Below are 11,956 nucleotides of genomic sequence, written 5' to 3'. Positions count from 1 at the left end.
GAAAATTTGTGAAGAAGTGGAACTGCTTGAAAAACCATTGGTTCCCCGTACCAAATTAAGTAAATAATTGATGAACTAACCTTAAACCACCGTTCAGCCGTTCTTGCATAAGTTCGATGTTGTGTGAAGTGCTATTTTTCGACTTGTAGTTTCATGCTGTTCATTCTTAAATATTCCAATATTTGTTCTGTAGATTTTCCTGACAAATCTTTTGAAATTGAATCCTTAATTTTTCTAAAGGTTTCAACTGTGTCAAACTCTTTTTCTATTTCTATGTTTTTAGTCTTCATATTCTAAAATCTCTTAAAACCTTTGTCTCATTTTTTCCTTTCTTAATTTATTTCAAATTTAGCTAAAAAGACTAATAACGTTCAGGTTATATTAAGTTGCCTTCGGTCAGAGCAATACATGCAACAAACATACCAACGCAAAAGAAGGGAAAATCCCTTAAACCGTTCGCATATTTTCAATAGCGAACATCTCATTTTAAAGTAACATTATAATATCGGATTAAAATACCTTTATAGATAATTAAATACTATTTATTACTTTTGGCAGATTGAAAAAGCATGCAAAACGTATAAATCTACTCCTATCAACATTTATGTTGGTGGTTTTTGCTATTGCTTTAACGCCGTGGAGCATTTTGCACCATCATAAAGAAATTCCAACTTCGCAACAAGAAACCAACTGTCATCACGTAAGCCATGTAAAGGCACACGCAGATAATTGTTTCATTTGCCATGCTGGTTTCGAAAAAAACTACGTACAAGCGCATAATATTTACAGGGTTTTCCTTTCCGTTAAAATTTTCGGCATTGCTGTACCTGTACTTAAAAATACTTACGTAGAATTAAAGCATACTTCTTTACGTGGTCCGCCAATTGCTTAAACTTTCCTAAAAAAACGTTCGCGTTTTCTATCAATTTTATGCTGAATTAATCGTACAATTTTATTGTGCTTTAATTTTCGGCTATTTCTATCATTTAAAATTATCTCATTTTATGAAAAAATTACAGCTATTAGGCTTTGTAATTCTATATACATTATTATTTAGCAACCCAATATTTGCATCTGCTTTAAAAGACATTAATGGAAAAGTTACCGAAGTTGGTACAAACCAAACTTTACCAGGTGCAACCATTTATATTCCCGATTTAAAAGTAACCGCAGTAACCGATAAAAACGGCGAATTTTCGTTAAGAAATCTGCCTGCAAAAGGGATTTATTTAGTCGAGGTGCGCTACATTGGTTATAAAACAGCCACTAAAAGTGTAAACTTTTCTACCGGAGAAAACCTCCATTTCGAGCTTGAACCTACGGCCATTGAAGCGAAGGAAATTGTAATTACAGGCACTTTAATAAGCAGTACGAGCAAAAGGAATAGTTCATCATCAGCAGTTTTAAACAAAGCTCAATTGTTAGCACCTTCTAATAATTTGATTGATGCATTAACTAAAATTCCGGGCGTTTCGGAAATTACTACTGGACCATCAATTTCTAAACCTGTAATAAGAGGTTTAGGCTATAACCGAATTGTGACTTTGGATAACGGCATAAAACAACAAGGGCAACAATGGGGCGATGAACATGGAATTGAAATTGATCAATTCAAGTCAGATCGGGTTGAAGTTCTAAGAGGCGCAGCATCTTTAATGTATGGTTCTGATGCGTTGGGTGGTGTTATTAACTTATTGGCTCCAAACGCTGGTCCGCAGGGCGAAATTAACGGCGAATTCATTAGTAATTATGCTACCAATAACGGCCTAACTGCAAATTCTTTAATGGTAAATGGCAACGAGAATGGCTTTGTTTGGAGAGCCAGAGGGACTTATAAAAATGCTTACTCTTTTAAAACACCAGTAAACTATTTTCCAAATTCGGGGTTTAACGAAACTGATTTGAGTGGTATGGTCGGCTTAAATAAAAGCTGGGGCTATTCGCATTTAAATGTTTCTAACTTCCGTAATAATATTGGTTTTTATGAGCCAAATTTAGATGCTGATGGTAATTTTGTGAAAGAAGACGGTAGCGCTTTTACGAATCAGGATTATAGAAATCGCGATCTAAGTTATCCACGGCAAGACATTAGACATTTTAAAATAGCATTAAACAATAACATTATTTTAGGTGATGGCTATTTGAAAGCAGATTTAGGTTATCAGCGCAATCAACGCCGTGAGTTGGATGGACCTAACCCAACGCTGTTTTTCGATCTTAAAACATATACAGCAGACTTAAAATATTATATTAATGAAATAAATGGCTGGCAACCTGTTTTTGGCTTAAGCATGGAAGATGCACATAGCCAAAATAAAGGCATCGAATTTCTTGTTCCAGCTTACGACAGTTTCGGAATTGGCGCATTTGCGTATATAAAGAAAAACTGGACCAGCAATACTTTAAATTTTGGTGCCCGCTACGATTTTAGAAAAAATGATGGAAAACAGCTTGTAGATAACGGAGAGGAACGTTTTGCGGGATTTAGCAATAAATTTTCAAATGTAAGTGGAGCGTTGGGTTTTACGCACCAGTTTAGTAAAGAATGGAATCTTAAGGCAAATGCGGGTTCTGCTTTTAGAGCACCAAATCCTGCCGAATTAGGTTCAAATGGTGTGCATGAAGGCACATTTAGGTACGAAATTGGTAATTCAGGTCTATCTCCAGAACAAAGTTTTCAAATTGATGCAGAGATAGATTATGATACCAAAATAGTGAGTGCGACTGCGAGCATCTATAACAATTATATCCATAACTATATTTATGCATCAAATAACGGCGAGCTAAAAGATGTAGACGGTACTGATTTTCCAGTTTACCGCTATGGACAGGTTAATGCTAACCTATATGGTGCGGAAGCGAGTTTGACTATCCACCCAGTGCCATTTCTTCACTTCGAAAATACTTTTGGGTATGTGCATGCGCAGAATGAAAGCCTAAACAAGCCCCTATCTTTTATTCCTGCAGCAAGTTTGCGAAATAATTTACGCTTTGAGCCAAAGTTGAAAGGCACAAATGATGCTTATTTATCTGTAGGTATTAATTCGGCATTTAAACAAAACAGAGTTGATGATATTTTTGAAACAAAAACGAGTGGTTATACTTTGCTTAACGCAGGTATTGGCGCTACATTTAACTTGGGCAAACAACCTATAAAGCTTTCAGTATCTGGTAATAACTTACTTAATCAGAAATATTACGATGCACTGAGCAGGTTCAAACCAGGTCGTTTTGACTCGGAAAACCCAAATTTGGGCGTTTACAATACTGGAAGGAATATTACTTTTGGGTTGTACATTCCTTTTGCTTTGGTGAAATAATGCAAAGTTACTAACTCTAATAGCGCTGTAGTTATTTAGAGTTAGTAACTTTTTATAAGATGGTGAAAATTTTCGGTGAGATACCAACCATGGGTTTAGTAATAAATAAAAGTTACTAACTCTAATAGCGATGTGGTTATTTAGAGTTAGTAACTTTTATTATGATATTGAAAATGGGTCGGCGCCAAAGACAAGACCACGGTTTCGACAAAAAAAAATAATCATCGGATGATTACTAGCAACATGCTGATATTCATCCGATAATTATAAATAAATTTCTTATTTAAAAACCTCTCTCTTCGCCCTCACATACTGATTAGGCCATTCAATATCATCACCTAAAATTTGCGCAGCATTTAAAGGAAAGTACGCATCCCGTAATGATTCCCTTGCAATAAATATTAAATCGGCTTTGCCCTGTTCTAAAATTTCTTCTGCTTGGTGGGCTTTAACAATAACGCCAACCGCACCGGTTAAAATACCAATCTCGTTCCTAATTTTATCGGCAAACGGAACCTGATAATTTGGACCAGCCGGAATTTTTGCATCAGGTACGTTTCCACCAGAAGAAGTATCAATTAAATCTACACCTTTATCTTTTAGCACCGCCGCTAATTGTAACGAATCCTCAATTGTCCAACCACCTTCCGTCCAATCTGTAGCCGAAATACGCACAAATAATGGCAAATCTTCTGGCCAAACCGACTGCACTGCTTCTACAACATCGATGGTTAACCTAATTCTATTTTCAAAACTACCGCCATAAACATCAGTTCTCTTATTACTTAGCGGACTAAAAAACTCATGTAATAAATAACCGTGTGCAGCATGTACTTCGACCACTTTAAAACCAGCATCTTTCGCACGCCTTGCTGCATCTCTAAAAGCCGTAACAACTTCTTGAATTTCCTTTATGCTTAATTCGTGCGGAATAACCTGTTCGGTTTTAAACGGAATTGCAGAAGGTGCAACGGGTTTCCAACTATTTTCTCCTTCAGTAATTTGTTCACCACCATTCCAAGGTAATTCGCAACTTGCTTTTCTACCCGCATGTGCAAGTTGAATACCTGCCACAGCACCATTGGCATGGATAAAGGAAACAATTTGTTTTAATTTATCAACGTGTTCATCTTTCCAAATACCCATATCGCCGTATGTAATTCTACCTTCGGGCGTTACCGCGGTAGCTTCTTGAATAATTAATGCAGCGCCACCAATCGATCTGCTTCCTAAATGAACCAAGTGCCAATCGTTGGCAAAACCATCAACAGATGAATATTGGCACATTGGCGAGATAACCAAACGGTTTTTTAACGTAACATTTTTTATAGTAAGGGCACTAAATAATTTCGACATATATTTTTTGATTTATCAACGACAGTTAGCATAAAACTGCGGTTAAAATTAATTATTAAAATCCAGCATTCTTCAATTCAAAATCGATAAACTCAATCTCATCAACAGTTAGTTTTACATTAACAGCTTCTGCATTTTGTACCGATTGCATTGCATTTCTAGCACCAACCAAAGCAATGGTTATCCCAGGTTGATCGATTGTCCAACGTAAAACCAACTGCGACAACGACGCATTTTTTTCATCAGCCAAAGGCTTAATTTTAGCCAAAAATGCATTTGTTTGCTCAATACTTTCAGCAGTGAAAAATTTATTTCCCTTACGGTGATCGCCGGCCTCAAACTTATAATCTTTGGTAATTTTGCCAGTCAATAAACCTCTCTCCATCGGACTATAAGCTAAAACTGATTTATTTTTTTCGATACAATAAGGAACAGTTTTATCTTCAACCGCACGATTTACCATACTAAACGGAATTTGGTTCGAAATAATTTCTAAAGTTTGACCTGCTTCTTTTAATTGTTCAGCATTAAAATTGCAAACCCCAGCGTAGCGAACTTTCCCCTGGTCGATCAATCTACTTACGGCTTCAAAAGTTTCACTCATCGGCGTAGTTTTATCGGGCCAATGAATTTGATATAAATCGATATAATCTGTTTTTAAACGCTTTAACGATTGTTCACATTCGTAAATAATACTTTCTCTACCGGCGTATTTATAGATGTCGATATCTTTACCATCGTTATCTTTACTTTTAAATCCAAAATCTCCTTTTGCTAAATCCCACCGCATACCAAATTTGGTTACAATCTGTAATTCATCTCTAGAAATTCCTTTTATCGCATCACCAACAATTTCTTCACTATCGCCTTGCCCGTAAATTGGAGCGGTATCGATTGAAGTTACGCCTAAATCGTACGAAGCTTTAATGGCATTTATTGCGTCGTTTCTATCTGTACTTCCCCACATCCAACCACCCGCAGCCCAAGCACCGAAAGTAATTACCGACATCTCTAAATCTGAATTTCCAATCTTCCTATATTCCATAATTGTTCTTTTTAAAAGTTTATAAAGCTCAACCAATTATTTTACACATTAAAACGTAACAAGTTTAAGCTATTGTTAAATACTACAAACATTTTATATAAGATGTTTTAGCACCTTGCTAATGAATGCGCTATTTTACAGAAAGCTTATAATTGAGAACATAAATTAAGTTAAAAAATTAAGGACGCTTAAATTGTGTAAATTTGCAAATCATTAACAATTCGCAATTCAAACATTCATAATGAGAAGAATCTTAATTCTACTAACGCTTTCAATAATTTATATTACATCGGCGAAAGCACAGAAAATAGACACACTTTCTATTAATTTAGAGGGTGTAAAATATCCTTATGCCCTTAAATATCTACCCTTAAATATCGACGGCCAAGATATTAACATGGCCTATATGGATGTGGCACCAACAATTACCCCAAACGGAAGAACCGTGATGTTATTCCATGGTAAGAACTTTGGAGGTTATTACTGGGGAAGTGTGATTAAAGCACTTGCTGCAGTTGGTTTTAGGGTAATTGCACCAGACCAAATTGGCTTTGGCCGATCATCCAAACCGATTATTAATTACACCTTTAAACAGCTTGCCGAATGGAATAAAAAGCTTTTGGATACTTTGGGTATCAAAAAAACTTCGATTTTGGGACACAGTATGGGCGGTATGTTGGCTACGCGTTTTGCTTTAATGTATCCAGAAAGAATGGATAAATTATTACTCGAAAACCCAATTGGTTTAGAAGATTATAAAGCTTTTGTACCTGCATCAACCGTTGAGGAACAATACAAACGTGAGCTTAAAAATACTGCGCAAAGCATTAAAAAATATTATCAAAGCTCGTACTTTACCATTTGGAAACCAGAATACGATTATTTGGTAAACATTGCCGCCGGCCCCACTTTTAGTGCCGATTACCCAAAAGCTGCCAAAGTTGCTGCGCTAACCTACAACATGATTTATGAACAACCTGTTGTTGATGAATTTAAAGATTTAAAAGTGCCAACCATTTTATTTATCGGTAAGGAAGATAAAACAATAGTTGGCAAGGGGCTTTTATCTAAAGATCAGCAAGCAATACATGGGCTTTACAGGTTTTTAGGCAAAAATACAGCACTAAAAATACCAGGCTCAAAAATTATAGAATTTGAAGACTGTGGGCATATTCCACATGTTGAAATTACAACAGAATTTTTGATTGCTTTAATTGGCGGGTTATAAACATCTAAATTATTTAATTTCTTTTGCCTCGATCTTAGTAATTCCCTGGAGTTTAAAAGCAATATTTTGACCTTGTGCTTTTATTGTGCCGTCCATTTCGATACGAGAATGCGCGTTCATAATCAACCCTGTATTAAGATCGAGCTCAGCATCACCTATGTTTGTGCCCTTTAAATCGGTTTCCATTTTATTATTCATTGCATCAAAACTGCCTTTGGAAGCTAATGTTCCACTTATGGTTAGATAAGCAATATTGCCTTTAACATCTTTTAATGTATAAGTCGAATTCATTTCCATTGGCATTGCCAAATTAACTTTGGTTGCAGAAACCCAACTTTCACCAATTTTAATTGGTTTTGATGGATAAATTTTTAGCGATGATTCCATGGTTTGCTTTAAACTTTCTGCGTTAAATTGTTTGGCCAACGATTGTTTAATCGAACGAACAACTGCCGTATCTTTAGACATGCTCGAGGTCATATCATTTAGCATTTTATCTACACCGTTTATCGATTTTACAGATCCATCGTGCAACATGATCATTGTAAAACCCGCACCCTTAAGTTTTCTAAATGGATTGGCTTTTGTGGTGTCTTGATCATCAGAATCTATATTCATTTTATTTCCGCCTGTTTCCGACGTCATGTAAATACGATCGTACGTTACTTCAATATTTTTTTCCGAATCATTGCCATTACGAATATCGAATGTGTAATCTGTCCCAATATTTTGTTTTAAATCAATATTTTGCTCGCCAATTTTCTGCGAGATAAACTGATCTGAAATCATCTTTATAAGATATTTCTTACCAATAGGGAAATTTTGTTTAATGGTGTAGGTTTTCTGCGCACTTACACTAAGCGCTACAAAAAATGTTAACGTTAGTACTGCGGTAAATTTATTAATTTTCATAAATGATTATTTTATTGGGTTTTGAGCAAATGCACGACTTAACATTTGATATAGATCGGGATGTTTTTCTTTAAGTAAATCGGGTCTTTCGAAAAAATATTCGGAAACAACGGCAAAAAATTCTGCCTGATTGGTCATTGCGTACGGGTTAATATCCGATTTATCATCTTTAATCCGTTCAATTTCTTCGTGCATCATTTTTACCCATGGCAAGGTATATTGATGGCTCAATAAATTTTCTGGAATGCCATCTGTCGCACCGTCAGATTTATCTAGCAAATGAACAAACTCATGAATTGCTGTATTTTCTTTTCCTGCGCTTTTGGAAAAACCGTGTCTTAAAGCCGAACGCGATAAAATCATTTGTCCGTTCATATAACCCGTTCCAACCATTCCCATCACATTACGCTCACTTCCCTGTTCAAATTGAAAATCCTTGTTAAAAGTATCGGGATATAAAAGCACTGTACTTAAATTTTTATAAGTCCAATCATCAAAGCCGAAAATTGGTATAACAGCGCTCGATGCAATCAGCAGTTCATCCAAAGTAGTCATCTCTAAACCCACAGCTTCTATCTTTACATTGCTAAAAAATGAGGCGATTTTTTGCTCAAAGCGAGTTTTATTCTCGGTGCTCAGCTTATGATAAAAACTTACATAATCCTCCAAAATTTGTTTGTCGGTTACTGTTAAAGGTTCTACTGCGGGTTTCTTCTTTCTTAAAATGAAATAAAGAACGATTAAAAAAATAGGTATTAAATAGCCAAAAGGTAATGTGCTCATATTTAAGATTAAATGTTTATCAATTAGCTTTCTATTATTTCTAATTGTGTTATAATAGCCTCTTCTGTAATTGGATAAGGCTTGTTGTTGATTAAATTTTGGTAAACCGCCTCAAAAATAGCCATATAATCGCCCTTTTCGGATGGAAGGATTTCAGTATTTCTGCCTCCGTTTTCCGTAACTAAGGTCAGTATTCCAGCATCTTCAGGCTTTTCGATTCCGTAACCTGCATCTGTTGGTTTAATGCCTTTAAGTAATTGTGCTTCTTGTACATCGGCATGGTTTTTACTGAAAGAGCCATTTGTTCCATTAATTACAAACGCTTCCTTAATGGCGGCTACCAGCATACTGGAAGTTAGAAACACGTTTAATTGATTTGGATAAGAGAGTTGGATTGCAAAATAATCATCTACTTTGGTGCCCGCTCGATTTTTACTCAGGACTTTATGGTATTTTTCTGGCTTGCCAAATAAAGCGATTGCTTGGTCGATTAAATGTGGCCCTAAATCGTATTGTAAACCTGTGGCTTCTACCAAATCCTCTTTAAAAGTTTTTGGACCAATTTCATTTCTATACCTATCGTAACGAAAATGCACTTCGACCAAATTACCCAATTCGCCACTTTCGATTATCTTTTTTACTGCCTTGAAGCCACTATCATATCTTCTATTTTGATATACAAATACTTTTTTGCCAACCTCTTTCGCTAAAGCAAATATTTCTTTTGCCTGTTTACTAGTTGCAGTAAATGGTTTTTCAACCAAAATACTTTTTCCATTTTGTAGCGCTAACTTTGAGTGTTCGTAATGGAGATTATTTGGGGTATTAATTGCGACTAAATCTATTTCATCATCGTTTAAGAGGTCATCAACGCAGTTATAACTGATTAAGTTTGGATAATCATTTTGAGCAATTTTACGGTTTCGCTCTACTATTGCTTTAAAATTAAAACCTTCGTGGGCATTTAAAAATGGCGCATGGAAAACCCTGCCCGACATACCATAAGCCAACAAACCCGCATTAATTATTTTATCAGTATTAACTTTCATCATTTGTTTTCTATCCAAAAGTACAATAATGGTTTAATGTTTTATGGCAAATCATCAACCTTTTTAATAAAGTGAACTGCTGTTTTTACATTATCTTTGGCGATATGAAACCGTCGGAGATTAATGCTAAGTGGAAAGTTTTGCAACAACGAATTGTTCAAGAATTTGATTCAGATTTTCCGGATCTGAAAGTGATGCTGTTTTTAATTGGTGTGCAGGAATTGGGCAAAGGGCCAAAGAAATACAGCAAGCGCCAAAAGGAGGAGTTAATGCATATTGCAACATGTAGGCTTTTGAGTGAGATGGATTTTTACGAATTGGAAGGAATTGATCAAGATGGCTGGCCGCACTGGAAATTGATTAAAGCAATTCCATCATATACCATGCTGGAGCAAGAAATGTTAATGAAATCTTTAGTGGTGAGTTATTTCGAGGATATATATACTTAACAACTTTATACAATTAAGCACAGAGCGCACAGAGATTTTCACAGAGAACACAGTGGTTTTTGGAAAGAGAAGCCTCACCATTTAGTATCCTTCCAAGCAGTCGGGAAATTCTAATGCAAAGGTATAACATGATGGCCAAACGGTTTTAGTAAAAACGATAAGCTCTAAAGATGCTTTGCGTCTATCAATATTCAAGATTTTATTTAAAACAAAAAACCCCGATGTTTTGCATCGGGGTTGGATATATAATGACCTCATAAATAGAGGGAATTGATAATTTTATCCTTCTTTTTTTGCTGTGTCTTTTAATGAATCATTTGCTACGATTACAATCTCTACACGACGGTTAGCTGCACGTCCTGCATCAGTATCGTTATCTGCAATTGGCTCAGAGAAACCTTTACCAATCGTTACCAATCTAGATGATGGTACACCTTGAGAAACCGCATAAGCTTTAACTGCCGCTGCTCTTCTTTCTGATAAACCTTGGTTATAAACTTCTGTTCCTTTATTATCAGTATGACCGATAATTTTAATATCGGTATCAGGATACTGGTTTAATGATGCAGCTAAACTTTGAACGTTTGTTTTTGCAGCATCTTTTAAAGCTGTTTTATCAAAATCGAATAAAATACCACTATCAAATTTTACAATAATACCTTCACCCTCGCGAATTACCTCTGCATTCGGAATTGCTTTTTGAATCTCTGCAGCTTGTTTATCCATTCTTTTACCAATGAACGCACCAGCTGTACCACCAATAGCACCACCAATTAACGCGCCAACAGCTGTATTACCAGCTTTTTTACCAATTAATGCACCGATAACGCCACCCGCTGCTGCACCGATACCTGCACCCTTTTGGGTTTTAGTTAAACTGTCGCAACTTTGAAACGCCATCGAGCTGATCGCAAATCCAACACTTAATACTGCTATTTTAGTTCTTGAAATACTCATAATATAATTTATTTAATTTTAATAACACCTTGACAAACACAATGCCAATATTAACTTAATGTCAATCAATTGTAGAAATTGTGCTTTTATTTCAATAACATGAAATAAAAACAATTGTTTAAAAAAAAGAGAATTCCATTAGGATGTATAAATATTAGTACAAATTAGGCCGAGAAGTAGCTTTCTAATTCTTTTAGCGTATTTTGATCCGTTTTAAAATCTTTTATAACAACACCTTTTTCCAGCAAAACGATTCGATTGCATACATCAGTAACGTGATTTAAATCGTGACTCGATATAAAAGTGGTCATATTTCCAGCATGATCTTTTAAAATTTTCTTCAACCTAATTTGGGTTGTTGGATCTAAATTTGCAAAAGGTTCATCTAAAATTAAAATCTCTGGCTTTTGCATTAACGCAGCAGCAATACCAACTTTGTTTTGGTTGCCTTTACTAAAATCGCGGATGTATTTGCCACTTTTTAAAATCTCTCCGTTAAAAAATTCTACGTAATGGGTCAAATATGCATCAACATCAGCTGCAGATAAGTTGTTTAAACTCCCAATAAAAACAAAGTATTCTTCGGGTGTTAAATAATCGATTAAAAACCCTTCATCTAAAAAAGATGCCGTATAATTTTTCCAATCGGTGTTGTGCATTACGTTTTCACCTTTTGATAGCACTTCGCCATTTGTAGGCCGAATTAAATCTAAAAGCATACGGAAAAATGTAGTTTTACCTGCGCCATTATTACCTACTAAACCAACGGTTTCGCCTGCTTTAATGTTTAAATTTTCTATGTTCACAACGATTTTATCGCCATAAATCTTTTGTAAATTTTTAACCTCTAAAATCAT

General features: G+C 35.4%; 12 protein-coding genes. 4 read left to right on the top strand and 8 right to left on the bottom strand.

Features of this window, described 5'->3' with window-relative positions; genetic code table 11:
* Positions 1-131 precede the first annotated feature (131 nt).
* Positions 132-290, bottom strand: a complete 159-nt coding sequence (locus EZJ43_RS16980; RefSeq protein WP_165953055.1) for a hypothetical protein — start codon at positions 288-290, stop codon at positions 132-134.
* A 269-nt stretch (positions 291-559) separates the two neighbouring features.
* Between EZJ43_RS16980 and EZJ43_RS00780 the strand changes: the two genes are divergently transcribed.
* On the top strand, positions 560-892 hold the full coding sequence (locus EZJ43_RS00780; RefSeq protein WP_133260750.1) for a hypothetical protein: 333 nt from the start codon (positions 560-562) through the stop codon (positions 890-892).
* 112 nt (positions 893-1,004) lie between these two features.
* Entirely contained in the window at positions 1,005-3,320 is a 2,316-nt protein-coding gene (locus EZJ43_RS00775; RefSeq protein WP_133260749.1) for a TonB-dependent receptor, read from the top strand.
* 279 nt (positions 3,321-3,599) lie between these two features.
* Here EZJ43_RS00775 and namA read toward each other — a convergent pair whose 3' ends face one another.
* Together namA and EZJ43_RS00765 are read right to left on the bottom strand one after the other, a co-directional pair.
* Positions 3,600-4,676 (bottom strand): NADPH dehydrogenase NamA, encoded by a 1,077-nt coding sequence (gene namA, locus EZJ43_RS00770; RefSeq protein WP_133260748.1) that lies wholly within the window; start codon positions 4,674-4,676, stop codon positions 3,600-3,602.
* 55 nt (positions 4,677-4,731) lie between these two features.
* Complete coding sequence (locus tag EZJ43_RS00765) at positions 4,732-5,721, bottom strand: aldo/keto reductase (RefSeq protein ID WP_133260747.1); 990 nt, start codon at positions 5,719-5,721, stop codon at positions 4,732-4,734.
* 241 nt (positions 5,722-5,962) lie between these two features.
* Between EZJ43_RS00765 and EZJ43_RS00760 the strand changes: the two genes are divergently transcribed.
* Positions 5,963-6,949, top strand: coding sequence for an alpha/beta fold hydrolase (locus EZJ43_RS00760; protein WP_133260746.1), 987 nt, complete (start codon positions 5,963-5,965; stop codon positions 6,947-6,949).
* 9 nt (positions 6,950-6,958) lie between these two features.
* On the opposite strand, the gene EZJ43_RS00755 is transcribed toward EZJ43_RS00760, so the two are convergent.
* The 3 genes from EZJ43_RS00755 to EZJ43_RS00745 are packed head-to-tail and all read right to left on the bottom strand — an operon-like array spanning position 6,959 to position 9,693.
* On the bottom strand, positions 6,959-7,861 hold the full coding sequence (locus tag EZJ43_RS00755; RefSeq protein ID WP_133260745.1) for a DUF6263 family protein: 903 nt from the start codon (positions 7,859-7,861) through the stop codon (positions 6,959-6,961).
* A gap of 6 nt (positions 7,862-7,867) precedes the next feature.
* Positions 7,868-8,644 carry a M90 family metallopeptidase gene (locus EZJ43_RS00750; RefSeq protein WP_133260744.1) on the bottom strand — a complete coding sequence of 259 codons (777 nt, stop codon included), beginning with the start codon at positions 8,642-8,644 and terminating at the stop codon, positions 7,868-7,870.
* Between the two features lie 23 nt (positions 8,645-8,667).
* Positions 8,668-9,693 carry a Gfo/Idh/MocA family oxidoreductase gene (locus EZJ43_RS00745; protein WP_133261133.1) on the bottom strand — a complete coding sequence of 342 codons (1,026 nt, stop codon included), beginning with the start codon at positions 9,691-9,693 and terminating at the stop codon, positions 8,668-8,670.
* Between the two features lie 104 nt (positions 9,694-9,797).
* On the opposite strand from EZJ43_RS00745, the gene EZJ43_RS00740 reads away from it, so the two are divergent.
* Entirely contained in the window at positions 9,798-10,142 is a 345-nt protein-coding gene (locus EZJ43_RS00740) for a hypothetical protein (protein WP_133260743.1), read from the top strand.
* A gap of 279 nt (positions 10,143-10,421) precedes the next feature.
* Here the strand turns inward: EZJ43_RS00740 and EZJ43_RS00735 are convergent, their stop codons facing one another.
* Both EZJ43_RS00735 and EZJ43_RS00730 read right to left on the bottom strand, forming a co-directional pair.
* Positions 10,422-11,099 carry an OmpA family protein gene (locus EZJ43_RS00735; protein WP_133260742.1) on the bottom strand — a complete coding sequence of 226 codons (678 nt, stop codon included), beginning with the start codon at positions 11,097-11,099 and terminating at the stop codon, positions 10,422-10,424.
* Between the two features lie 164 nt (positions 11,100-11,263).
* Complete coding sequence (locus EZJ43_RS00730) at positions 11,264-11,956, bottom strand: ABC transporter ATP-binding protein (protein WP_207924540.1); 693 nt, start codon at positions 11,954-11,956, stop codon at positions 11,264-11,266.

The sequence above is a fragment of the Pedobacter changchengzhani genome (assembly GCF_004354365.1).
GTDB lineage: Bacteria > Bacteroidota > Bacteroidia > Sphingobacteriales > Sphingobacteriaceae > Pedobacter > Pedobacter changchengzhani.
Note: the sequence above shows the minus strand (reverse complement) of the source record. Positions and strands in the feature narration are given on the sequence as shown.